The 25,072-nt window shown below is 62.7% G+C and carries 18 protein-coding genes; 13 read left to right on the forward strand and 5 right to left on the reverse strand.

What is annotated here, in order from left to right:
• The first annotated feature begins 10 nt into the window (after positions 1 to 10).
• The 3 genes from ABFC66_RS08870 (at position 11) to ABFC66_RS08880 (ending at position 2,497) form a co-directional block, all read left to right on the forward strand.
• On the forward strand, positions 11 to 805 hold the full coding sequence (locus tag ABFC66_RS08870; RefSeq protein ID WP_346740590.1) for an ABC transporter permease: 795 nt from the start codon (positions 11 to 13) through the stop codon (positions 803 to 805).
• A gap of 76 nt (positions 806 to 881) precedes the next feature.
• Positions 882 to 2,195: a hypothetical protein gene (locus ABFC66_RS08875; RefSeq protein ID WP_346740591.1), complete on the forward strand. Its 1,314-nt coding sequence runs from the start codon at positions 882 to 884 to the stop codon at positions 2,193 to 2,195.
• Positions 2,192 to 2,497: a hypothetical protein gene (locus tag ABFC66_RS08880; protein ID WP_346740592.1), complete on the forward strand. Its 306-nt coding sequence runs from the start codon at positions 2,192 to 2,194 to the stop codon at positions 2,495 to 2,497. The genes ABFC66_RS08875 and ABFC66_RS08880 overlap by 4 nt, the downstream gene beginning before the upstream one ends.
• On the opposite strand, the gene ABFC66_RS08885 is transcribed toward ABFC66_RS08880, so the two are convergent.
• Genes ABFC66_RS08885 through ABFC66_RS08895 form a run of 3 tightly spaced genes read right to left on the reverse strand, consistent with a single transcriptional unit; the run spans position 2,479 to position 5,698 of the window.
• Positions 2,479 to 3,174, reverse strand: coding sequence for a glutathione S-transferase family protein (locus tag ABFC66_RS08885; protein ID WP_346740593.1), 696 nt, complete (start codon positions 3,172 to 3,174; stop codon positions 2,479 to 2,481). The two genes, ABFC66_RS08880 and ABFC66_RS08885, sit on opposite strands and share 19 nt — an antisense overlap.
• Before the next feature lie 18 nt (positions 3,175 to 3,192).
• Positions 3,193 to 3,561: a limonene-1,2-epoxide hydrolase family protein gene (locus tag ABFC66_RS08890; protein ID WP_346740594.1), complete on the reverse strand. Its 369-nt coding sequence runs from the start codon at positions 3,559 to 3,561 to the stop codon at positions 3,193 to 3,195.
• A 58-nt stretch (positions 3,562 to 3,619) separates the two neighbouring features.
• A complete protein-coding gene (locus ABFC66_RS08895; RefSeq protein WP_346740595.1) occupies positions 3,620 to 5,698 on the reverse strand; it encodes a 3-hydroxyacyl-CoA dehydrogenase NAD-binding domain-containing protein in 2,079 nt (692 codons plus the stop codon).
• Between the two features lie 109 nt (positions 5,699 to 5,807).
• Between ABFC66_RS08895 and ABFC66_RS08900 the strand changes: the two genes are divergently transcribed.
• The 9 genes from ABFC66_RS08900 to ABFC66_RS08940 all read left to right on the forward strand — a co-directional run bounded on the left by ABFC66_RS08900 (position 5,808) and on the right by ABFC66_RS08940 (position 17,335).
• The gene (locus tag ABFC66_RS08900) at positions 5,808 to 6,506 is read left to right on the forward strand and encodes a TetR family transcriptional regulator (RefSeq protein ID WP_346740596.1); all 699 of its coding nucleotides are present in this window, start codon (positions 5,808 to 5,810) and stop codon (positions 6,504 to 6,506) included.
• 73 nt (positions 6,507 to 6,579) lie between these two features.
• Positions 6,580 to 7,716, forward strand: a complete 1,137-nt coding sequence (locus ABFC66_RS08905; protein WP_346740597.1) for an aromatic ring-hydroxylating dioxygenase subunit alpha — start codon at positions 6,580 to 6,582, stop codon at positions 7,714 to 7,716.
• A gap of 158 nt (positions 7,717 to 7,874) precedes the next feature.
• Positions 7,875 to 8,813: a MoxR family ATPase gene (locus ABFC66_RS08910; protein ID WP_346740914.1), complete on the forward strand. Its 939-nt coding sequence runs from the start codon at positions 7,875 to 7,877 to the stop codon at positions 8,811 to 8,813.
• Between the two features lie 14 nt (positions 8,814 to 8,827).
• Positions 8,828 to 10,243: a VWA domain-containing protein gene (locus ABFC66_RS08915; RefSeq protein WP_346740598.1), complete on the forward strand. Its 1,416-nt coding sequence runs from the start codon at positions 8,828 to 8,830 to the stop codon at positions 10,241 to 10,243.
• A 152-nt stretch (positions 10,244 to 10,395) separates the two neighbouring features.
• On the forward strand, positions 10,396 to 11,373 hold the full coding sequence (locus ABFC66_RS08920; RefSeq protein WP_346740599.1) for a DUF459 domain-containing protein: 978 nt from the start codon (positions 10,396 to 10,398) through the stop codon (positions 11,371 to 11,373).
• The gene (locus tag ABFC66_RS08925) at positions 11,360 to 12,592 is read left to right on the forward strand and encodes a GDSL-type esterase/lipase family protein (protein ID WP_346740600.1); all 1,233 of its coding nucleotides are present in this window, start codon (positions 11,360 to 11,362) and stop codon (positions 12,590 to 12,592) included. Before ABFC66_RS08920 ends, ABFC66_RS08925 begins: the two co-directional genes overlap by 14 nt.
• Before the next feature lie 124 nt (positions 12,593 to 12,716).
• A complete protein-coding gene (locus ABFC66_RS08930; protein WP_346740601.1) occupies positions 12,717 to 15,347 on the forward strand; it encodes an autotransporter domain-containing protein in 2,631 nt (876 codons plus the stop codon).
• A 145-nt stretch (positions 15,348 to 15,492) separates the two neighbouring features.
• Positions 15,493 to 16,947, forward strand: coding sequence for an MBOAT family protein (locus ABFC66_RS08935; protein ID WP_346740602.1), 1,455 nt, complete (start codon positions 15,493 to 15,495; stop codon positions 16,945 to 16,947).
• Between the two features lie 10 nt (positions 16,948 to 16,957).
• Complete coding sequence (locus ABFC66_RS08940) at positions 16,958 to 17,335, forward strand: hypothetical protein (RefSeq protein ID WP_346740603.1); 378 nt, start codon at positions 16,958 to 16,960, stop codon at positions 17,333 to 17,335.
• Positions 17,336 to 17,399: 64 nt separating this feature from the next.
• Here ABFC66_RS08940 and ABFC66_RS08945 read toward each other — a convergent pair whose 3' ends face one another.
• Both ABFC66_RS08945 and gltB read right to left on the reverse strand, forming a co-directional pair.
• Complete coding sequence (locus ABFC66_RS08945) at positions 17,400 to 18,818, reverse strand: glutamate synthase subunit beta (RefSeq protein WP_346740604.1); 1,419 nt, start codon at positions 18,816 to 18,818, stop codon at positions 17,400 to 17,402.
• Between the two features lies 1 nt (position 18,819).
• Positions 18,820 to 23,511: a glutamate synthase large subunit gene (gene gltB, locus ABFC66_RS08950; RefSeq protein ID WP_346740605.1), complete on the reverse strand. Its 4,692-nt coding sequence runs from the start codon at positions 23,509 to 23,511 to the stop codon at positions 18,820 to 18,822.
• 508 nt (positions 23,512 to 24,019) lie between these two features.
• Between gltB and ABFC66_RS08955 the strand changes: the two genes are divergently transcribed.
• Positions 24,020 to 25,057, forward strand: coding sequence for a low specificity L-threonine aldolase (locus tag ABFC66_RS08955; RefSeq protein ID WP_346740606.1), 1,038 nt, complete (start codon positions 24,020 to 24,022; stop codon positions 25,055 to 25,057).
• The last annotated feature ends 15 nt before the right edge of the window (positions 25,058 to 25,072 follow it).

Genomic DNA, 25,072 nt, shown 5'->3' on the forward strand with positions numbered 1-25,072 from the left:
GGAGAGGCGCATGGAAACGAAACTCGCAAGAATCGCTCTCGCGGCATGGGTCGTTTTCGTGCTGGCCTTTCTCTTCCTGCCGATCGCTCTGATCTTCGTCTACGCGTTCAATGCCTCGAACATTCAGACCTGGCCAATCTCCGGTCTGTCGCTGCGCTGGTTTGCGTCGGCGTGGGAAAATCAGGAGATCAGGACAGCGCTTGCGCTCTCGTTCAAGGCGGGTGTGCTTTCGACCTCGGTCGCGGTCTTCCTCGGCTCCGCGGCAGCCTTTGCCGTCCACCGCTTCGAATTCTTCGGCAAGGAAACGGTGTCGTTCATGGTCGTGCTGCCGATCGCTCTGCCGGGCATCATCACCGGCATGGCGCTGAATTCGTTCTTTGTCTTCTGGGGGCTCGGGCTCTCCTTCTGGACGATCGTGATCGGCCACGCCACCTTCTGCATCGTGATCGTCTACAACAACGTCATCGCGCGGCTGCGCCGTGTACCGCGCTCGCTCGAGGAAGCGTCGATGGACCTCGGCGCCGATGCCTGGCAGACCTTCCGCCGCATCACGCTGCCGATGATCTCGACCTCGCTCGTTGCGGGTGCGCTGCTTGCCTTCGCGCTTTCCTTCGACGAAGTGATCGTCACGACGTTCACGGCGGGCGCGCAGAACACACTGCCGCTCTGGATCTTCGGCGCGATCCGCCTCGGACAGCGCCTGCCCGAAGTCAACGTGGTCGTGCTCTTCGTGATGGCGCTGACCTTCCTGCCGGTTCTTCTTGCCTACAAGCTGACGAACCAGGCCGGACCGATGGTGAAGTAGTCCCGTCCGAACTTATCCCCGCTTCCGCCGCTTCGCGCATATTGCAGATCAGGCAATTGGCGAAAGGAGACCGGCTGTGGCGGTGGCGGCAAGATCGAGCGATATTCCGGTTCAATGGGGGGCGAGCTACGCGCCCGATGAAGGCCGTTTCCAGACCAGGACCGGCTGGTGGCATCCGAAGGCGGCGTTCGCGGCCGATTTCTTCAGAGGAAAATTCGCGCGTGGCGGGAGCGATGTCGCACTCGACAGCTTCGCGGCGACAGTCCGCTCGTCCTCGCACCTCCTTGCCGACGCGACTGGAATCTATCGGACATTCGCGCCCAACGCGCTCGCAACCCTTGCGGGCGTCGGCGCCTATATTGGCGGGCAGGTCACAAATTGCTGGGGCTCGCCGGACAATCTCGACGACACCGCAACATGGGCAAAACAGAATACGCCTGTCATTTTCGCTGATGGCGATTTCTGCGCCGTAGCCGATGACAGCTCCTCGGCGACCGAGCAACTGCTCGGAACAGGAAGCATCGCCGCCAACGCGGCGAGCTACGCCATGTGGGTCGATCTGAAGAAAGACTCTGAAAATACCGTGATGCGGAGCGTCACCTTCCGGCTCTTTGGCGGCACCACGCAGTCGCGCAGCTGCGCCGTCAATACGTCCACAGGCGCTTACCATTTCGGTACCGGCAACGGCACGCCGTTCTTCTACGATTTGGGCGACAGATGGCGCGTTGGTCTGGTGATCCAGAACAACGGCACCAATACGCGTGGAGACCTTTATATCAATCCCTGCTTCAACACCTCGCTTTCCGCGACGGCGGCTGACGCGACGCTGACAGGCACTGCCTCGTTTTCGTGGCCCCACATGATCGCAGGGCCCTATCCTGGCCCCCGATTGCGCGTAAAGGGGACGCGCTATGCCAGCGACGTGCAGGCGACGAATATGGACTGGTTCAACGCTGCCGGTCTGGCGGGAGGTGGCGCGGGGCTTGTCATCCCGAACTGGGGCAGCACCGGACATGGTGTGAGCCGGACGCTTTTCGAGTTGAGCGACGGCACGACGAACAATCTCGTCCGCGCCTATGCCAATGCGTCCGACAGGCCCGCGCTGCTGGTCGTCGCCGGCGGCGTGACGCAGACGGACACGGCACTGAGCGCGCCGATTGCGCTCGGCCGGAAGCCGCTCATCTTCAAATGGGGAGCGGCGGGCGGATATGTCGCCGACGGAGCAGGAAATGCCGCGAGCATCGGCGCGATTACGCTGCCGACCGGCCTCGCGGCGCTACGACTTGGTTCGTCGCTGGCGGGCAACTACCTCAATTCGGTGCTTGAACAAATTCAAATCTGCCGGGCAATGGATCAGTCCGAAGCGCAGGCATGGGCGGTGACGGCATGAGCGCGATCAACACCTATCTCCTTCGTGGAGCGAGCGCGGGCGAACTTCATGCGGCACTTGTCGATGCGAGTGCAGGAAAGGGCCGCCCATTTGCGTGGGGGCTCGATCGTTTCGACGAAGCCCGAGTCCGGTTGCCCTATCCCGAGACGGCACCGGGCGTGGCCGACGCCGAGACCGGGGAACTGACGCCGGTTCCAACCGGCTCATGGCTCTGTGAGATCAGGCTGGTGGGCGAGGTGGATGCCGACCTCGCCCTTATCGCACAAAGCCTGGTGACCGAGGCTCAGGCCGCCAGCGGATAGAGCGGAACTTGGCCGAGACCGCCATAGAGATCGAAGCCACGGGCAAGCCAGTCGTTGAGCGGATCGGTCTTTTCCAGAATGGGCAGTGTGCAGATCGCGCCGGCCCAGAGGAAGCCGCCGAGCGCAATATAGTCCGCGTAATTCGGCTGATCGCCGCCGAGGAACGGTGCATTGGCGAGCGCCGCACGCATCGGACGCATAGCGTGGCGCAGTTCCGGGAGCTTCTGCTCGCGGCCTTCGGTGAATTGCTCCAGCGTTTTTCCGCCGAGGCGCTTTTCGCGGCTCTCGCGGAAATAGGGCTGATCCTCGGGGCGCGCGTGATCATGGATGTCGAGCACGCAAATCTGGAACATGCGGTTCATCACTTCGAGGCCGAACCAGCCGTCGAAGAATTTCACCATCGCGCGTTCCTGCGGAGAGGAGAAGAGAGGACGATCCGCATGAGCCTTGTCGAGATAGTCGGCAATCGCCCAGCTGTCGCAGACGGTCGTCTCGCCATCCTCGATGATCGGCACGGTCTTGAATTTGCCGCCGCAGAGCTTCGGGATGCCGATGAAGCCGACAGGCGCAGTTTCATAGGCGAGGTTCTTATGCGCCAGCGCATATTTGATGCGCCAGACGAAGGGGCTGAGCGCACGGCCGTCCTTGTTGACGAGTTCATGAAGCAGAATGGTCATGGTCTTTTCCTTCGCGTCTCAGGCGAGCGCCTTCATGTAGGTGCCCATGTCGAAATAGTCGCGCCAGGCCTTGATCTTGCCGTTCTCGATTTCAAAGACGCCGCAGCAGGGAAGGTCTACCGGCTTGCCGCCGACCTTGAAATGATCGACGCGCTCGGCAAAGACGAGATTGCCCGCCGAGGCGATGTTGAGAATGTCCCACTTCACGTCGCTCCATCCATTGAGGAAGGCGCCGATGAAGGCGGTGAGGCCCGCGCGCCCCTGCACAGGGTCGATCATCATGTTGTGATAGATGCCGTCTTCGGCGAAGTAATCGACGATGGCATCGACGTCGAGGCTTGGCCATGCGTCGACGAAATTGCGGATGAGTTCTTCGTGTCTGTTCATGTGTCCCTCCCGAAACGAAAACGGGGCGGCCTGAGCCGCCCCGCTGTTGTGTTGGCCTTTAGAGGCTCTGGAACTTCTTGCCTTCGGCGACGAGCTTTTCCAGAAGGGCGGCGGGCTTGAAGTCGTCGCCCATCTGCGCCTGGAATTCCTTCATCTTCGCCAGCACCTTGTCGAGGCCGACGGTGTCGCCATAGAACATCGGGCCGCCGCGATAGACCGGCCAGCCATAACCGTTGATCCAGACGATATCGATGTCGGACGCGCGGATGGCCTTGCCCTCTTCGAGGATCTTCGCGCCTTCATTGATCATCGGATAGACGCAACGCTCAAGGATCTCCTGATCGGAAATCGTCCTGCGGTTGATGCCCTGCTTCGCGGCGAAATCGAGAATGATCTTCTCGACGACGGGCGACGGCTTCGCATTGCGGTTCTCGTCATAGTCGTAGAAGCCGGAGCCCGTCTTCTGGCCGCGGCGATCCATCTCGCAGAGCACTTCGCGGATGGTCGAGCCGGTCGACTTCTCCTTCGACCAGCCGATGTCGAGGCCGGCGAGATCCGACATGGCGAACGGGCCCATGGGGAAGCCGAAGTCATAGAGAACGCGGTCCACATCCCATGGCATCGCGCCTTCGAGGATGAGCTTCTGCGCTTCGCGCTGGCGCTGCGACAGCATGCGGTTGCCGACGAAGCCGGGGCAGACGCCGACGAGGGCCGCGATCTTGCCGATCTTCTTGGCGATCTGCATCGAGGTCGCGATGACGGGCTTCGAGGTCTTGTCGCCGCGCACGACTTCGAGAAGCTTCATGACGTTCGCGGGCGAGAAGAAGTGGAGGCCGATGACGGATTCCGGACGTTTCGTTGCCGAGGCGATCTCGTCGACATTGAGGTAGGAAGTGTTCGAGGCGAGGATCGCTCCCTGCTTGACGATGCCGTCGAGCTTGGCGAACACATCTTTCTTGATGTCCATGTTCTCGAAGACGGCTTCGATCACAAGGTCGACATCGGCGAGCGCTTCGAGCGAGAGCGTGCCGGTGAGGAGCGCCATGCGCTTCTCGACGTCTTCCTGTGTCAGGCGGCCCTTTTTCGCCGTGTTCTCGTAATTCTTGCGGATCGTGGCGATGCCGCGATCGAGCGCTTCCTGCTTCGTCTCGACGATGGTGACGGGAACGCCCGCATTGAGGAAGTTCATCGAGATGCCGCCGCCCATCGTGCCGGCGCCGATGACGCCGACCTTGGCAACGGGGATCGTGGGCGTGTCGGCGGGGACGTCCGGCAGCTTCCAGACCTGACGCTCGGCGAAGAAGACATAGCGCTGCGCGGCTGACTGCGTGCCGGTGATGAGTTCACGGAAGAGCTTCTGCTCGACCTTGATGCCATCGTCGAAGGGCAGGTTCACGGCCGCTTCGATGCACTGGATGTTGTATTCCGGCGCGAGGAAGCCGCGGAACTTGCGGGCATTCGCCTTGCGGAAATTCGCGAAGATTTCGGGATGGCCGCGATCCGCCGCGACCTTGTCGTTGAGGTCGCGCACCTTCTTCAGCGGGCGCTTCTCGGCGACGATCTTGTTCGCAAAGGCGATGGCGCCTTCACGGAGCTTGCCTTCCTCGACCAGCTCGTCGACGAGGCCCATTTCCTTGCAGGCCTTGGCGCCGACATGGCTGCCCGCCGTCATCATTTCGAGCGCCTTTTCGGCGCCGACGATGCGGGGCAGGCGCTGCGTGCCGCCCGCGCCCGGCAGCAGGCCGAGATTGACTTCCGGCAGGCCGCATTTCGCCGAAGGAACGGCGACGCGGTAATGGCAGGTCAGCGCGACTTCGAGGCCGCCGCCGAGCGCCGTGCCGTGGATCGCGGCGATGACGGGCTTCGGCGCATTCTCGATCATGGCCTGCGCGTCGAAGAGGCTCGGACCCGAGGGGGCCTTGCCGAATTCGGTGATGTCGGCGCCGGCGATGAAGGTCCGGCCGTCGCAGATCAGCACGATGGCCTTGACGGCGGGGTTCTCGATCGCCGCCTTGATGCCGTCATTGATGGCCGTGCGGACGGGCGCCGAGAGCGCGTTCACGGGCGGGGAATTCAGCGTCAGGACGCCGACATCTCCCTCGATGGTCAGATCGCCGACTTCGTTGATGGCTGTCATGGGGCTCTCCCTGAGACGTTTCTGGTGGTTGCTTCTGCGAGCAGATTTTTGGATGTGGTACCCTATAGCCCAATGGCGGGGGGATAAAGCGGCAAGGGTGGGATTGGTTGTGAGCGGGACGTTAGAAAATGCACAGGGTAAACCCCGGAGTGGCGCAGGCCGCCCAAGGGCCAATGCCGCACCACCTTCGGACGACGCGCGGCGCGACATCCTGGAGGCCGCCGCGCGGCTTTTCCGGGCCAAGGGCATTGCCGGGGCATCGGTGCGCGAAATCGCGGCGGAGGCGGGGTTTCAGAAAGCCTCGCTCTATTACTATTTCGGATCAAAGGAAGAGATCGTCCACGCAATGATCGAGGGGGTGCTGACGCCCGCGCTGGTCATGCAGAGGCGGCTTGGGCGGGCGGTGCTGTCCGAGGCGGCCCGGCTCTATCTCTACCTGCGCTTCGACGTCGCGCAGCTCTGCGCCGCGCCCTACGACTGCACATGGCTCATCCATCACGGCGACCTGAATGATCCGCAGATGGCGGCCTTCTGGGCGGATCGGAACAAGCTCGTCGCCTGGATCATGGCGCGGCTGAAGCGGGGGATGGACGCTGGAGAATTCCGCGCCTGCGACAGGGACATGGTGGCGAAGGCAATGATCGCGGCGACCGAATATTCGGTCACATGGGCTGAACGGCAGGACGCGACCCGCATTGCGGCGACCGCGGAGGAAGTGGCGTCGCTGCTCGTCCGGGGCGTGCTGGCGCCGCGCATGAGTCTGGACGCCGTGCGGCGCGAGGCCGCGGCCTTCGAAGGTCAGGCATGAACAGCCTCCATTGACAGCTCGGGTTGGCCCTCCCATTATTTCGACCGATCGGTCGAAATAATGGGAGGGAGCCATGAGGTCAAAGAATATCGAGGAGGCGCTGCGGGCCGCGCGTGCCGCGGTTGTGAAGCCGCTTGCGGAAGCCTCGACGCTGCCGCCCGAGTTCTACACGTCGCCGGAAATCTTCGCGGCCGAGATGGAGCGCGTTATCCGCCGCAACTGGTATTCGGTCGGTCATGTCGCGGAAATTCCCAATCCGGGTGATTATTTCCGCTTCGATCTCGCGGGCGAGCCTCTCGTCATCGTGCGCGGGCGCGACGGCGCGGTGCGCGCCCTTTCTGCCGTCTGCCGCCATCGCTGGATGACGGTGGTGGAGGGCGCAGGCAATACAGGCACCTTCTCATGCCCCTATCACAAATGGACCTATGCGCTCGACGGATCGCTGATGGCAGCGCCGCTCATGGACGAGGCGGCTGACTTCGATCGCAGGAATTGCTCATTGCCCAATTTCGGTTGCGAAGTCTGGCAGGGCATCATCTTCGTCAATCTCGATGGCAAGGCCGCGACTCTGGAACCCCAACTGCAGCCGCTCGCGCAGGAATTGGCACCCTGGAAGATGGACGAGATGGAGATCGTTGGCCGCGTGGAATTCGATCAGGCTTTCAACTGGAAGACGCTGGTCGACAATTTCATGGAGGCCTATCACCACTTCGCCATCCACCCCGAGACCTTCGAGCGCGACTATCCAGGCGCGGACACGACGATCGATCCGGCGGTGGGGCCCTATGCGGTGCTTCGCATTCCGCATAAAGGAGACGAGCTTTCGGCAACGCTGTTCCCGCCGCTCGATGGCATCCCCGACAAGGCGCGGCGCGGATTCTCGGTCTTCAATGTGTTCCCTGCGCATATATTCGCGGTGCTGGCGGACTCGCTCATCTACTACCGCATGGAGATCCGGAGCGTCGAAGAGTTCAAGCTCACGGCCTATCTGCTCGTCCATCCGAAATCGCTCGATGTGCCCGATGTCGAAGTGCTGAAGGATATCTTCCGACAGGCGACCTTCGCCGTTCATACCGAAGACATCGCCGCTTGTGAGGGGGCGACGAAGGGGCTGAAGAGCCGAACGGCGGGCCCTGCGCGGTTGAGTCATCTGGAAGCCGCGATCCATCAGCATCAGATATGGCTTCTCGATCAACTGGCGCGCGGCTGAGCCTTCCCTCGCGTCAGCCGTTCGCGCAGGACGGGTTGCATGCTTTCGGCTTGTCCTTGCTTTGTCGCCTTGTGGTAGTCTCGCTGCCAACAGGAAACGCAAACAGGGAAGGGGGCGCTTTAACCCCCTGGACAGTGTTGAACAAGGCAGTTCCAGACGTGAACGGCGATGCGCCGTCGCAGATCGCTTCCATCCGGCAGGGCTTCGAGCGCAGCGGCTATATCTGCAACAACCAGATCGCGACCTCGATCTTTCTTGCAGAGCGGCTGCAGAAGCCGCTGCTCGTCGAGGGCCCTCCTGGCGTCGGCAAGACCGAACTCGCCAAGGCGACGGCGGAGCTTCTCGGCAAGCCGCTCATCCGGCTGCAGTGCTACGAAGGCCTCGACGAGGCGAAGGCTCTCTACGAGTGGAAATACGGCAAGCAGCTTCTCTATACGCAGGTGCTGAAGGAGAAGCTCGGCGACCTCATGTCCGGCGCGCAGGGGCTGAAAGAGTCCATCTCGCGTCTGCACGAGTTCGACGACACGTTCTTCAATGAGGAATTTCTGGAGCCGCGTCCGCTGCTGAAGGCCTTGTGGCAGCCGGGTGGCGCGGTGCTTCTCATCGATGAACTCGACAAGTCGGATGACGAGTTCGAAGCCTTTCTGCTCGAAATTCTCTCCGACTATCAGATCTCGATTCCCGAGCTTGGCACGATCAAGGCGCGGACGACGCCCATCGTCTTCCTGACCTCGAACAATTCGCGCGAGATCGGCGACGCGCTGAAGCGGCGCTGCCTGCATCTCTACATTCCGTTCCCGGATACGGAGCTTGAGCAGCGCATCATCAGCGCCCGTGTGCCCGAGGTTGAGGAGCGCCTGCGCAAGCAGCTCGTCGCCTTCGTGCAGGGGCTTCGCACGCTCGACCTCAAGAAGCTGCCGGCCGTGAGCGAAACGATCGACTGGGCGCGCACGCTGGTTCTGCTTCATGCGCGCGAACTCGATGCCGAACTCGTGCGCGACACGCTCAACGTGCTGCTGAAGTTCCAGGACGACATCGAGAATGTCGATTCCGAAATCAATGCGCTGACGACCAAGGCGCTTCAGGCCGCGCAGTAAGAAAGCGGACTCGCATGACCGAAGTCCTCGGCGATTTCATACGCGCGCTCAGAGCGGCGGACGTCCGGGTTTCGACCTCGGAGTCGATCGATGCCGGGCGCGTGGTCGATCTCGTCGGGCTTGGCGAGCGCGAGATTTTGCGCCATGCGTTGAGTCAGGTGCTGGCGAAGACCGAGGACGAGAAGCAGGCTTTCCGCGACACGTTCGACCGCTACTTCGCCTTCGATCAATTCAAGGCGAAGTCAGAGGCCACTGCAGAGCAGCAGGGCGATGCGGAACGCGAGCCAAATGCCGGCGAGACGCAAAACGGTTCGGGCGGAATGCCGGGGCCGGGCGGTGGCGGCACGGAAGGCCAGCCTTCGGGTGGAGCGCCTGCGCCGCAAGACCTCGTCGCCATGCTCGAAGGTGGCGATCAGGCCGCGCTGCAAATGGCGCTTGCCGAAGCCGCACGTCAGGCGCAGCTCAACCGCATCAGGCTTTTCACGCAGCGGGGCATGTATACGCGCCGCATGATGGAGATCATGGGGCTCGACGCGCTGAACGACGAGATCGAGCGGCGCGAGAGCAGCGATCCCGCCGGCGCGGAGCGGTTGAGTGCGGCGCGCGACGCGCTGCGCGAGCAGGTGCGCGACTATGTGGAGAAGCAGCTTGAAATCTTCACAGCCAATGCAGGGCGGCAATTGCGCGAGGAAGTGCTCTCCCAAGTGCGCCTCAGCAATGTCGACCGCAGCGACATGAAAGTCATGCGGACGCTCGTTGCGAAAATGGCCAAACGCCTCGTCGCGCTTCATTCGCGCCGCAGGAAGGTGGAGCGGCGCGGCCAGCTCGACATGCGCCGCACCATCCGCGCCAATGTCGAATTCGACGGGCTGTTCTTTCATACCATCTGGAAGCAGCAGAAGATCGACCGGCCCAAGGTCGTGGCGATCTGCGACGTCTCCGGCTCGGTGGCGCAAGTGGCGCGTTTTCTCCTGATGTTTCTCTACAGCCTTCAGGAAGTGCTGCCGCGTGTGCGCTCCTTCGCATTTTCGGGGCAGCTTGGCGAGACGACGGAGCTGTTCGAGCGCGAACGCGATATCGAAAAGGCGCTTGCCCGCGCGCTGATGGAACATGGCGGCGGTTCGACCGACTACGGCCAGGCCTTCCTTGATTTCGAACGTCTGGCGCTCGACGACGTGGATCACCGCACGACCGTCCTCATTCTCGGCGATGCCCGCTCGAACTACGGCAATCCGCGCGGCGACATTCTGAAGAAGATTCATGCACGCGCCCGCCGGGTCATCTGGCTGAACCCGGAGCCCCGGTCGCTATGGAACTCCGGCGACAGCGAGATGAAGCGCCTCGCGCCCTATTGCGATACGGCCAAGACCTGCGCCTCGCTCAAGGATCTGGAGCGGGTCATTTCCGAACTTCTGCGCCACGCCGCCTGAGTCCGTCCTTCTGGACGGATTGTCTCGTTTTGGGGCATAGTTCAGTGCCCTGAATGGGCATGGGGCCTGCAGGGGGTATCCATCTTTCCAATTCCCGGACGCGGGGCCTTGCGGTACCCGCGTCATGGGCGTTTGTGCATCGGGGGCAAAGGGTGGCGCCTTCCATCGTCAGGGGCTGTTGTCTCGCGCTGATGCTCGGCGCGGGCCTTGCGTTGCCCGCGCGAGCGGAGCCGCGCCCCGTCACGCCTGAGCCGCCGGCGGAAACGTCTGTCACAAGCGCGGCGCTGACCGTTCCCATGCGCCAGGAAGAGGCCGCAAAGGCCGAGGCGGACGCGGAGCAGGCCCATTACAACATCGTGATCTTCGGAGATTCCCTCGGCGACGGCGTCTGGGCGGGGCTCTATCACGTGTTCCACAAGGACAAGCGCTTCAGCGTCATTCGCAAGTCGCGCGTCGCCACGGGCTTCGTGCGCAGGGATTACTACGACTGGAGCGATGCCGTGCGTAAGGCGGCGACGGATACGAAGATCGACATCGCCGTGGTCATCATGGGCACCAATGACCGGCAGACGATCGTCGAGGGCCGCGAGCGCCATGCGCTGTTCGAACCCAAATGGCGCGAGATATATGCGGCTCGCGTCGATGATTTCACCGCGACGCTCAAGACGGCTGGCGCCCGCATCTATTGGCTGGGTCTGCCGGTCATGAGGAGCCCCGGCTTCGAGGCGGATATGGAGACAATATCCTCGATTTTCGAGGAGCGCGCCAAGGCCAATGGCGTCGCCTTTGTCCCCATGCATCAGCTTGCCGCCGACAAGGACGGCAACTACCAGGCCTATGGCACCGACGCCGCAGGCAAGAAGCGGCAGCTACGTACCGAGGACGGCATTCATTTCACGATGGACGGCTACGAGCTTCTCGCGCGAGACGTCGCCGGCGTCATCCGCGAGGATGCCGATCAGGGCCTTGTGGCACAGCAGGCGACGTCGACGGCGGTTTCCGCCGCAGTCATGACAAGCACGGGCAGCGGGGAGCTGCGTGGCACGGTTGCCCGCGAGCCGGAGGGCAGGATTGCCGAAATCCGGACCGGCCGCAGCGATGATTGGCGTTGGACCGGTGGCTCGCGGTGATCGCCTGAAGTTCGCCCTGCGCGGCGCGAGGTTCGCGCTGGGCGCGCTGCTTGTCCTTGTGTCCGCCTGCGCCGCCGAACCGCATTGCGCCGAGCCGCCGGCACCGGCGGGTCTCTCGGACTTTCACGCCGCTCTCCACGATCTGGCGCAGGGGAAGCGGCAGACCGTCAGCATTCTCCATCTCGGCGACAGCCACATCGCGCTCGATCACATGACGGGCGTCTTGCGGGGCAGTTGGGCGCGAGCCTATGGCGATGCGGGGCGGGGCCTGCCGCCGGGCAATTCCTATCGCTATTACGCGCCGCAAGGCTACAAGGTTGCGATGACGGGCGCGTGGACGGTGGCGTCGAGCCTCAGGGCCGATGCGCATGGACCGTTCGGCATTTCGGGCTATCGAATTTCAGCGGAAAGCCCCACGGCCCGAACTTCGATCGAAAGGGATTCCGGCAAGTTCGACGCGGTCGAGATCGACGCAATGGGCGGGCCCTCGTCCGGTTCGTTGCTGGTGTCATTCGATGGTGCGACCGCACAGACCTTTTCCACGAAAAGGCCCCAGCCGGGCCTGGTGCGCATTCATGTGCCGGCCGTATCGGCGCATCGCGTGGAGGTTCGCCCTGCGGGCGATGGAGCGGTGACGCTTCTCGGCTGGGCGCTCATCACCGGACATGCGGGCATCCGTTACGACAGCTATGGCATCAGTGGAGCGACGCTCGATGTTGTCGATCATTGGGACCGGAGCGTCGTGGATGCCGAAATTGCCGCACTCAAGCCCGACCTCATCATTCTCGGCTACGGAACGAATGAAGGATTCAACGACCGGCTTGATCTTCGCGCCTATGAGGTGAAGCTCGCGGCATTGATCACACGTTTGAAACGCCTGTCTCCAGATGCATCCATCGCGTTGCTCGGTCCCCTCGACGGCGCACGCAAGGCGCAGCCCGGAGCGTCTGCGGCCTGCGGCGGCAGCTGGACCACGCCGCCAAAGCTGGCGCTCCTGCGTGACGTGCAGAAGTCCGTCGCTGCCGAACACGGCGCTTTCTATTTCGATCAATCGCACATTATGAATGGAGCGTGCGGAATTTCGCGCTGGGCCAGCGCAACGCCGCCTCTTGCATGGCCGGATCGCGTTCATCTTCGTACGGATGGAGCGCGCCGCGCGGGCGCCGCGTTGTTGGCGGCATTAATGCCTTCGTCCAAGAGAATATGCAGCCCACGCTAAACGGAAGTTTCAAACGGTTGTGCGAAAGTGCATCGCTCTGCCGTTTGTTCTTCGTCCATGGCGACGGATTTCATTTTTCCTCCCGTTTGAGTTGGGTCAATTACTCACTGGGGGGTCGTTCACCTTGTTCCAATCGGTCGTTCATGTGCGGCGTACGCAGCGCCGCGCAGCAAAGCTTTGCGCGTTCATTCTTCCGCTTTCCCTTTGGAGCGGGATTGCCAACGCCGACACGACGATTACATCGTCGACCACGCCACAGAAGACTTCGGAAGGTGGCAACATAACGGTGACGGGAACGCTCGCGGTCGGAACCGGTACGGCGGTCACGATCGACAGCAACAATTCCTTCTCCAATGAGGGATCGACCACGGCGGTGAAGGCGGGCGGAATTGGCGTCAGCGTCACGTCCGCGACCAGCGGTTCCATTGCGAATAAGGGTACGATCGCCACGGGCACGGCGGCATCGTCGGACACTGCGGATGACGGCCTGATCGGCGGACCCGCCATCGAGGTTCATCAGAGTGTTGGCGGAGGAATTTCCAACGCCGCAAGCTCCACTATTGTCACCTATGGCAACAACACGATCTTCATCGGCACGTCTGCGGCGAGCCCCGCGGATATTACCGTTGGCAATGTCGGCGCGGACGCGAAAGCCTACGGCCTCTATAACGCCGGATATATCTACACTTACGGAAGCAATTCGGGCGAAGCGACAACGGCGATTCGTGTCGAGGCTGCCAGCGGCCACACAACCAATCTGTCGGGCGGCATTTCCAACGCGGGCACAAGCTCAGTCATTCTCTCCCGAGCGATTGATGCGGATGCGACCGGCATCGGCATCGGATCGGGCGGCATTGTCGATACAATCGCCAATCAGGGAAAGCTTTCGGCGATAACGCTCGGCACGACGGGCGGCAAGGCCGTGGCCGTTTCGGTTGAGGCGGGCGGCACGCTGAACAGCATCAAGAACTCGGGCACCATCGAGGCGCTGGCGAATACCGTTGGAGATGCGGTGGCGATCATCGATGCCTCGGGCACGCTTTCGAGCATCGACAATTCCGGCACCATCAGAGCGGTGGCGACCGATGGCAGCGCGACGGCAATCGACGTCTCGACATCGACATCGGCGTTCTCGCTGACCAATAGCGGCACGATCATCGGCGATATCTATCTCGGCAGCGGCGCATCGACCATAAGTTCAGATGATGGCGCGATCACCGGAAATATCGATGTCGCTTCGGGCGGCAGCCTCGACATGACATTGTCCGGCGGCGCCGAATTCACGGGCGGAACGAATGTGGGGGCGGCGGGCACGCTGGACGTCCAGGACGCGACGTTCCGCAGCGGGGGCTCCGGCTATTACGCGACGACCGCGTCCTTTGGGAGCGACTCGATTTTCGCTGTTGCCTATGACTCCATCGCCAGTACGAGCGCGTTGCTGACGACGACTGGCACGACGAGCTTCGCGGCGGGCGCGACAGTCGATGTCACGTTTTCCTCTTATCTGAACACCACGAAGACCATCAATCTGGTCGACGCGGGGGCGCTCTCCCTCTCGGCTGGTGGCGTGGACGATCTCGTCGTCGGCGGGGTGAGCGCGGGCTACAACGCGGTGCTGAGCACGACCGGAAACGGACTTTACATCACGCTCTCACGCAAGACGGCAACGGCACTTGGCATTACCGGCAATGCGGCGGCCATATACGAGGTCGCGCCGACAGCATTCGCGGCAGATGACGAGTTTGGCGCGGCGGTCGGTAATCTCTCGACAGTTGCCGCGATCCGGAAGCTCTATGCGGAACTGCTGCCCGATCTGAGCGGCGCGCGCGAGGAACAGGCGCGGCGGGTCCAGGATACTTCGTCGGGTATCGTATCGAGCCGCCTCGACCTGCTGCGGAGCGACGAGCAGGGCGACGAGACCAGGGGATATCGCCGCCACCGGAACACCGGGCTCTGGGCGCAGGAAGCAGTGTCGGCCGAGACGGGAGCCGCTGGCGAGAAATCGGCAGCATATGACGGCACGCTTTACGCTCTCGCCGTTGGTTACGATGCCGGCGATCGCGAGGGCGATATCTGGGGCGCTTCATTCACCTATTCAGCCATGCAATATGGCGCGGGCGATCCGGAGCAAGACAACGTCAACCAGGCCTATCTCTTCCAGCTTTATCACGCGCTGAACCGCGGGCCTTTCTACTGGAACGCAATGGGGAGCCTCGGCCTCGACAGTTACAAGGGCTACAGGCAGGTGACGGCTGGCAATGTCACGCGCAATCCTCACGCGGACTGGATGGGCTATCAGGCGGGACTGGCGACGCAGGTGGGTTACAATCTGGCGCTCGGCCCCGTTTCGATCCGGCCTTCGCTCGGTGCGTCCTACACCTTCCTGCGCCAGGCCTCCTACACGGAAGAGGGCGGCGGAGAGGGTGTCGATCTCGCCGTCGACGCGAATAATTTCCAGTCGCTCCGAACGACGGCGGAGCTGCGCGCCAGCGGAAAACTTGGCGGTGTTGCACCCTATCTGCGTGGCGGCGTTACGCACGAATTTCTTGATGCGACGCCTGTGGCGGACGGTCACTTCGTCGCCGGCGGCGCCTTCGCGCTGCAAGGCGATCCTCTGGACAAGGACATTCCTTTCGCAGGCGCGGGGCTCGGCATTGGAAGCGGCTATGCGCGGCTCAATCTCGACTACACGGGACAGCTCGGCTCCAAGCTGTCCTCGCATCAGGCGACGGCAACCTTCGTCATGAAGTTCTGATGGCGCGGGCATTAACCATGAGTTCAGCCTGTCGTTGAGATTTCATCGACACTGTCCAATATTGGGACGCGCCGCCGGCCTCAACCGGCGGCGCGTCTAGTCCGACGCCAGGCGGCGTGTGGGGCAAAATTGGGCGCTGGCGGGCATGCTGTTTCCGACCCTCGAGTTCGGGATCTTCTTTCTGATCGTCTTCACGGTCGGATGGGGCCTGCGCGCGACTCCTCTCTGGCGCAAATATTTCCTCGTCGCGGCAAGTTACGTCTTCTACGGGTGGTGGGACTGGCGGTTCACCGGCCTTCTCTTTGCGACGACGCTCATCAATTATCTGGGCGGTCTTGCGCTCGGCGGTACGAAGCGTGTCGGGTTTCGCAAATTCATCGTCGGCATGACCGTCGCCGTCGATCTCGGCGTGCTGGCGTTCTTCAAATATTACGGCTTCTTCCTCACCTCGCTTGACGAGCTTCTGACGGCGCTGGGGTTGCATCGCGATCTGCCGTTTCTCGAGATCATTCTTCCGATCGGCATTTCCTTCTTCACCTTCCAGGGCATTTCTTACGTCGTCGACGTCTATCGCGGTCATATCGCGGTCGAGAAGTCGCTGCTCGATGTGATGCTCTTCAAATCCTTCTTTCCGCAGCTCGTCGCCGGGCCCATCGTGCGCGCGGCCGATTTCATTCCGCAGCTCCATGCGCCGGCCCGGCTGACGCGGGAGCATATCGCGGTGGGCACCGTGCTCGTTCTGACCGGCCTCGCCAAGAAGATGGTCATTGCCAACTATCTGGCGACGGAACTCGTCGACCCGATCTTCTTCGACCCGACGGCGGTGGGCGCGCTCGATCTGCTCGTCGGCATGTATGGCTACGCCGTGCAGATCTATTGCGACTTCTCGGGCTATAGCGACATCGCCATCGGTGTCGCGGCGCTGCTTGGCTACCGGTTCCGCGAGAATTTCGATCAGCCCTACCGCGCGTCGAGCCTTCAGGACTTCTGGCGGCGCTGGCACATCTCGCTATCGAGCTGGCTGCGCGACTATCTCTACATTCCGCTGGGCGGTAGCAGGGGTAGCGAAGCGAAGACCTATCGCAATCTCTTCCTCACCATGTTTCTTGGCGGCATCTGGCACGGCGCGGCATGGACATTCGTGATCTGGGGCGCGCTTCACGGCGCGATGCTCGGCATCGAGCGCTTCGTCCGCGCCAAGCTCGACGAACTGGCGCCGCCTCAGGCCGATGAAGATGTGCCTGTTCTCTCCCGGCTCGGAAATTTTGCGCAGCGTGCGGTCGGCGTTTTCTGGACATTCCATTTCGTCTGCTTCGCCTGGATATTCTTTCGTGCCGGCAGCTTCGCCACCGCGCAGGACTATCTCAAGGGCCTGGCAGACTGGACGGGAAGCCATGATCATGTGACGCCGTTCCTTGTCGGGCTCATTGCGCTGGGAATGGTCTTCCAGTTCACCCCGAGGGGATTGGGGCGCGAACTGGCGCTGGCAATCCGGGCTCTTCCTTCGCCGCTGCTCGGGCTGCTGCTTGGGGCGGGCATTCTGATCATCTGGGCCGTGGCGCCGGATGGCGTTGCGCCTTTCATCTATTTCCAGTTCTGAGGAAGCGGTCATGCTCGATCTTCTCGACGGCACGACGACCGACGACGACAGGCTGGAGACGGTGCGTATCGCCGATCTGGAGCGTGAGGAGACGACGCGGCGCAGCGTCGCTAGGTTCGCGCGCGCCATGTGGATCGCCCTCGCCATGCTGCTTCTTTTCAGCAGCGGCCAGCTCGTTACGGTGGTGAATGGATTCGGTGTCGGCCCGGTTCAGGATGCGGCGGTTGCCCTGGCTGCGACCTGGAACGAACAGGCGGAGAAGAACGGCCTCTCGGCGCCAGTGGCGGCCATTCGCACTTTCGTGGAAAGGTTGCGCGGTGCGGCCTGGAGCGAGTTGCGCGACAGCTCGGTCGAATTGCGCGGTGCCTTTGGTGACGCGAAGGGCTGACCGCAAAAGGAAAGGCCCCGCCGAATTCGGCAGGACCTTTTGATTTTGCGTCTATCCGCCGTCTTCAGCGGGGAAGCGTCGTCTCGCCCATCAGGAAAAGATCGACTTCGCGCGCAGCCTGACGGCCTTCGCGGATCGCCCAGACGACGAGCGACTGGCCGCGGCGCATGTCGCCAGCCGAGAAGATCTTGTCCTTGGCGGTCTTGTAGGTCGCCGTGTCGGCGGCGACGTTGCCGCGCTTGTCGAGGTCGATGGCGAGTTCCGTCAGCATGCCTTCATGCACCGGATGGACGAAGCCCATCGCCAGCAGCACGAGGTCGGCCTTGAGTTCGAACTCGCTGCCGGGGATCGCCTGCATCTTGTCGTCGAGACGCATGCATTCGATCGCAGTCACCTGACCGGCTTCGCCGATAATGCGCTTCGTCATCACGGCGAAATCGCGGACAGCGCCTTCGGCCTGGCTCGACGAGGTGCGCATCTTGAGCGGCCAGTCGGGCCAGGTGAGCAGCTTGTTTTCCTTCTCGGGCGGCGCAGGCATGATTTCAAGCTGCGTCACCGAGACGGCGCCCTGACGGAGCGAGGTGCCGATGCAGTCGGAGCCCGTGTCGCCGCCACCGATGACGATGACATGCTTGCCCTCGGCAAGGATGGGCTCGGCATTGAGGAGCGGTTCGTCCGACACGCGGCGGTTCTGCTGCGGCAGGAATTCCATCGCGAAGTGAACGCCGCGAAGGTCGCGGCCTTCGACCGGAAGATCGCGGGGCTTCTCGGAGCCGCCGGTCAGCACGACGGCGTCGAAATCGTCGACGAGATCGGCGGCCTTCTGCGTCACGCCGATATGGGCGCCATAGTGGAAGGTCGCGCCCTCGGCTTCCATCTGGGCGACGCGACGGTCGATCAGGTGCTTTTCCATCTTGAAGTCGGGAATGCCGTAGCGGAGTAGGCCGCCGGCCTTCGCGTTCTTCTCGAAGACATGGACGTCATGGCCGGCACGGGCGAGCTGCTGAGCGCAGGCGAGGCCCGCGGGGCCGGAGCCCACGACCGCGACCTTCTTGCCGGTCTTGCGCTTCGGTGCCTCCGGCACGATCCAGCCTTCGGTCCAGCCGCGGTCGACGATGGCGCATTCGATGGTCTTGATCGTGACGGGCGCTTCCTGAAGGTTCAGCGTGCAGGATGCCTCGCAGGGAGCGGGGCAGATGCGGCCGGTGAACTCCGGGAAGTTGTTCGTCGTGTGCAGGTTGCGGCAGGCCTCCTGCCACTCGCCGTGATAGACCAGATCGTTCCAGTCGGGGATCTGGTTATTCACCGGGCAGCCATTGTGGCAGTAGGGAATGCCGCAATCCATGCAGCGCGAGGCCTGATCCCGCGTGGCGCTCTCGCCCAGCGGAATCACGAACTCATTGTAGTTGCGGACACGGTCCGCGGCCGGAAGGTACTTGCGATCCTGCCGGTCGATTTCCAGGAATCCTGTGATCTTTCCCACGTTACTCTCCTGCCACGGCGATTGCCTCGGCGGCGCTTTCCTGCGCGCGCGCCATTTCCTTCAGGGCGCGCCGGTACTCGACCGGCATGACCTTGCGGAATTTGGGCAGCATCGCGGCCCAGTTGGCGAGAATGTCCTTCGCACGCGACGAGTTGGTGTAGCGCGCATGGTTCTCGATGAGCTGGCGAAGACGCTCGGCATCGAAGCGGGTCATGTCCGACATCACGTCGACGCGGCCATGGGCTTCGAGATCGCCGCCCTGATGGTGCACCTTCTCCAGCACATCGTCCTCGGCCTCGATCGGCTCGAGCGCAACCATGGCCATGTTGCAGCGCTTCTCGAACATGCCGTCCTCATCGAGGACATAGGCGATGCCGCCCGACATGCCGGCCGCGAAGTTGCGGCCGGTCTGGCCGAGAACGACGACGATGCCGCCGGTCATGTATTCGCAGCCGTGATCGCCCGTGCCTTCGACGACGGCGATGGCACCGGAGTTGCGAACCGCGAAGCGCTCGCCCGCGACGCCGCGGAAGTAGCTCTCGCCGGAGATCGCGCCGTAAAGCACCGTATTGCCGACGATGATCGACTTCTCGGGAACGATACGCGTGTTCTTCGGCGGATAGACGATGAGCCGTCCGCCCGAAAGACCCTTGCCGACATAGTCGTTGGCCTGGCCTTCGAGTTCGAGCGTGACGCCCTTCGCGACCCATGCGCCGAAGCTCTGGCCCGAAGTGCCGTTGAACTTCACATGGATCGTGTCGTCAGGCAGTCCCGCATGACCATAGGCCTTGGCAACGACACCGGAGAGCATGGCGCCAGCGGTGCGGTCGACATTGGTGATCGGCATTTCGATCTGAACGGGCTTCTTCGTCTCGATGGCGGTCTTCGCCTCGGCGATGAGCTTGCGATCCAGCACCGTCTCGATCTGATGGTGCTGGTTTTCGCTCTTGAAGATGCCCACTTCGCCATCGACCTTCGGCGCGTGGAAGAGGCGCGAGAAGTCGAGGCCATGCGCCTTCCAATGCTCGACGACCTTGCGCTTGTCGAGCATGTGGAGCTGGCCGATCATCTCGTTGAACGAGCGATAGCCGAGCGAGGCCATGTATTCACGCACTTCTTCGGCGACGAAGAAGAAGTAGTTGATCACATGCTCGGGCGCGCCGACGAAACGCTTCCTGAGTTCAGGATCCTGCGTTGCGACGCCGACCGGGCAGGTGTTGAGATGGCACTTGCGCATCATGATGCAGCCGGCCGCGATGAGCGGCGCGGTGGCGAAGCCGAACTCGTCGGCGCCGAGCAGCGCACCGATGACGACGTCGCGGCCTGTGCGCAGACCGCCATCGACCTGCACGGTGATGCGGCTGCGCAGACGGTTCAGCACCAGCGTCTGATGCGTTTCGGCAAGGCCGATCTCCCAGGGGGAACCGGCATGCTTGATCGAAGTGAGCGGCGAAGCGCCCGTGCCGCCCTCGAAGCCCGAAATGGTCACATGGTCGGCGCGCGCCTTCGAGACGCCGGCGGCAACCGTGCCGACGCCGATTTCAGAAACGAGCTTCACGGACACCTGACCGTCGGGATTGACGTTCTTGAGGTCGTAGATGAGCTGGGCCAGGTCTTCGATCGAGTAGATGTCGTGATGCGGGGGCGGGGAGATGAGGCCCACGCCCGGCGTCGAGTGGCGCACCTTGGCGATGGTCGCGTCGACCTTGTGGCCGGGCAGCTGTCCGCCTTCGCCGGGCTTCGCACCCTGCGCCATCTTGATCTGCATCATGTCCGAGTTGACGAGATACTCGGTGGTGACGCCGAAACGGCCGGACGCCACCTGCTTGATGGAGGAGCGCATCGAGTCGCCATTCGGCATCGGCACGAAGCGGTCGGCTTCCTCGCCGCCTTCGCCCGTGTTCGAGCGGCCGCCGATGCGGTTCATGGCGATGGCAAGCGTCGTATGCGCTTCGCGGCTGATCGAGCCGTAGGACATGGCGCCCGTTGCGAAGCGCTTGACGATATCGACGGCAGGCTCGACCTCGTCGAGCGGCACGGGCTTGCGCCCGTCCTGTTCGGCGGTCTTGACCTCGAAGAGGCCACGGATGGTCAGCAGGCGCTGGCTCTGGTCGTTGATGCGCTCGGCAAAGTCGCGATACTTGTCGCGGCTGTTGCCGCGCACGGCGTGCTGAAGATCGCGCACGCTGTCAGCATTCCAGGCATGTTCCTCGCCACGCATGCGATGAGCATATTCGCCGCCGACCTCGAGCATGTTGCGCAGGTAGGGCGTGTCGCCGAAGGCTGCCTGATGACGGCGGAACGTCTCTTCCGCGATCTCATTGCAGCCGACGCCTTCGATAACGCTCTGCGTGCCCGTGAAGTACTTCTTCACGAAAGCGGAGTTGAGGCCGATGCCGTCGAAAATCTGCGCGCCGCAATAGGACTGGTAGGTCGAGATGCCCATCTTGGACATGACCTTGAGCAGGCCCTTGTCGATCGCCTTGATGAAGCGCTTGTTGACCTCATAGGCCGTCAGCTTCTCGTCGAGGTCGGGAAGCATCGCTTCCAGCGTCTCGAAGGCGAGATAGGGGTTGATCGCTTCCGCGCCATAGCCCGCGAGACAGGCGAAGTGATGCACCTCGCGCGCCTCGCCCGTCTCGACGACGAGACCGACCGAGGTACGCAGACCCTTGCGGATCAGGTGGTGATGAACGGCAGAAGTTGCCAGCAGCGCCGGGATCGCCATCCGCTCCGCCGAAACCGCGCGGTCCGACAGGATGATGATGTTGAAGCCCTTGGTGACCGCTTCTTCCGCGCGTTCGCACAGCCGGTCGAGCATCACTTCCATGGCCTGCGCGCCGCGCTCGGCCTTGTAGGTGATGTCCAGCGTCTCGGCGCGGAAGTGATTGTCCGCCACCTCGCCGATCTGGCGGATCTTTTCGAGGTCTTCATTGGTCAGGATCGGCTGGCGCACTTCGAGGCGCTTCACCTTCGACATGCCCTTGAGATCGAGCAGGTTCGGGCGCGGGCCGATGAAAGACACCAGCGACATGACGAGTTCTTCGCGGATCGGGTCGATCGGCGGGTTCGTCACCTGTGCGAAGTTCTGCTTGAAGTAGGTGTAGAGCATCTTCGACTTCGACGAGAGCGCGGAGATGGGCGTGTCGGTGCCCATCGAGCCGATCGCTTCCTGCCCCTCGATCGCCATGGGCGACATGAGGAACTTGATGTCTTCCTGCGTGTAGCCGAAGGCCTGCTGCAGATCGAGCAGGTTCGCCGCGTCGGATGCCGCGGGCGGCGCCTTCTTCACGGGCGCGGGCATGTCCTCGAGCACGATCTGCGTGCGGTCGAGCCATGTCTGATAGGGGTGAAGCTTCGCGAGCTTCGCCTTGATCTCGTCGTCGGCAATGATGCGGTGCTCTTCGAGATCGATGAGCAGCATCTTGCCCGGCTGGAGGCGCCACTTCTCGACGATGCTCTCCTCGGGAACGGGCAGCACGCCCATTTCCGACGCCATGATGACATTGCCCTCGTCGGTGACAAAATAGCGCGCAGGGCGCAGGCCGTTGCGGTCGAGCGTCGCGCCGATCTGGCGGCCATCGGTGAAGGCAACGGCGGCGGGGCCGTCCCACGGCTCCATCAGGGCGGCGTGGTATTCGTAGAAGGCGCGGCGGTCCTCATCCATGAGCGGGTTGCCCGCCCAGGCTTCCGGGATGAGCATCATCATCGCATGGGAGAGCGAGTAGCCGCCCATGACGAGTAGTTCGAGCGCGTTGTCGAAATAGGCCGAGTCGGACTGGCCTTCGACAGCGACAGGCCAGAGCTTCTTCAGGTCGTCGCCGAGAATCTCCGATTCCATCGACGAGTAGCGCGCCTGGATCCAGTTGACGTTGCCCCGCACCGTGTTGATCTCGCCATTGTGGCAGATCATGCGGAAGGGGTGCGCGAGGCGCCATGTCGGGAAGGTGTTGGTCGAGAAGCGCTGATGGACGAGAGCAAGTCCTGTCACCACGCGCGGATCGCTGAGGTCCTTGTAATAGGAACCCACCTGCGCGGCGAGCAGCATGCCCTTGTAGACGATGGTGCGCGACGAAAGCGAAGGAATGTAGAAATCCTTCGGCATCGTCTGGCTTTCGTGGAACAGCGTGTTGAATATACGCTTGCGGATCACGAAAAGCTTGCGCTCGAAATGGTTCTGATCCGTCGTCGACGGACCCTTGCCGATGAAGGCCTGACGATGCGCGGGCTCGGTCGGCTTCACCGAGTAGCCGAGATCCGAATTGTCGACGGGCACTTCGCGCCAGCCAAGGAACACCTGGCCTTCCTCGGCGACGATATGCTCGACAAGGTCCATCACGCGCTTGCGCTCGGCATCGTCCTTCGACAGGAAGAAATGACCGACGCCATATTCGCCGATGGCAGGCAGGCTGAAGCCGAGACGCGCAGCTTCCTCGCGGAAGAAGCCGTCCGGAATCTGGATGAGGATGCCCGCGCCGTCGCCCGCCTTGGGGTCGGCGCCGACCGCGCCGCGATGCTCGAGATTCTCGAGAATGCGCAGGCCGTCCTCGACGATCTTGTGCGATTTTCGGTTATGGATATTCGCCACGAAGCCGATGCCGCAGGCATCGCGTTCGTTCCGGGGGTCATAGAGACCCTGCGCGTCGGGTAGACCGCCCGCAGGAAGCGCCACCATGGCTTGCTTCTCCGTCATATCCAAAATCCTCACCTGTCTGTCCCCATGTGCGTCTGGAGGCAGACCGTTCCCGTTGCCATTTACGTTCTGATGCCTGCCGAGCGCCCTTGCGGGGCGCCAGAGGCCGCGGAACGCTTATCGGATCGCACGCCTAATTGCAAAATTGACCCGCAGGGCGCTCGTTGCCCCGTCGCTCAGTTCGCCGACAGACTCTAACTCTTTGAAATTAAAGGTAAATCTGCGAACATCGCGGATTGGTCCGCTGCTGCTCGCGAGATTGCACCCTATGTTGAGGGGGCAAGCCCACTTCAGCGAGTGGATCATGCCCAATGCGCCGGTTTGAATCAAGCAAATATGGCAGGATTGCTGACCTAAAAATGACGCAGGCCGGTTTCCTCTCCGGGCGTTGCAAAAACGCCTCGCCCTTAACCCTCGCCCTTGGGGGGGCTGGCCTATCTCCCGGGCGCCATGCGAAATTCCCGGCTTCGTCGTCCCACCTGACATCAAAGCACCGAGGTCCGACCCCTTGATCTTCACCAGCGACAACGCATTCGGCGTGGCGCCCGAAATCCTCGAAGCCATCTCGCGCGCCAACGAAGGCGCTGTTGTTTCATATGGTGGAGACGAGATCACGAAGCGGCTGGAAGGGCGCTTTGCCGAAATCTTCGAACACGAGGTTGCGGTCTTTCCCGTGGCCACCGGCACGGCGGCAAATGCGCTGGCGCTTGCGACGCTGACGCCGCCCTACGGCGCCATCCTCTGTCACGAACATGCGCATGTGAATGCGGACGAATGCGGCGCGCCGGAGATGTTCACCGGCGGCGCGAAGCTCGTCGGCGTCTCGGGCGCAGCCGGCAAGGTCGATCCGGCGGCGCTCGAAATCGCCCTTGCGGCGATGCCCGCGGGCAATGTCCATAATGCGCAGCCGTCGACGCTGACGCTGACGCAGTCGACCGAATTCGGCGCGGTCTACAGTATCGAAGAGTTGCGCCGTCTGACCGGCGTGGCGCGGGAGCGGAGGCTTGCCGTTCATATGGATGGCGCGCGTTTCGCCAATGCGCTGGTAACGCTCGGCTGCACACCCGCCGAGATGACCTGGAAGGCGGGCGTCGACGTCCTCTCCTTCGGCGCAACCAAGAACGGCGCGCTGGCCGCCGAGGCCGTCGTCTTCTTCGATCCGGCCCGCGCGACCGACTTCGGTTTTCGCCGCAAGCGTTCGGGGCATCTCTTCTCGAAGATGCGCTTCGTGTCGGCGCAGCTCGAAGCCTATCTGGCCGGCGGGCTCTGGCTTCGCAATGCCGGCCACGCCAATGCGATGGCGAAACGCATGGCGGCGGGTTTGGCTCTCGTCAATTCGGCACGGCTGCTGGCGCCCGTGGACGCAAACGAAATCTTCGTTCGCCTGCCTCGCGGGATGCTGAAGCGTCTGCGCGAAGCAGGTGCGGGCTTTCATCCCTGGCCGATGGATGGCGACGATGCCGAGAACCGCACGATCAGGCTTGTCGCATCCTTCGCCACGCGAGCCGAGGATGTCGATCAGTTCCTGCAGGTTGTGAGCGGTTGAGCGCCCTGGCGTCTC

This window comes from Parvibaculum sp. (assembly GCF_039680535.1).
GTDB lineage: Bacteria > Pseudomonadota > Alphaproteobacteria > Parvibaculales > Parvibaculaceae > Parvibaculum.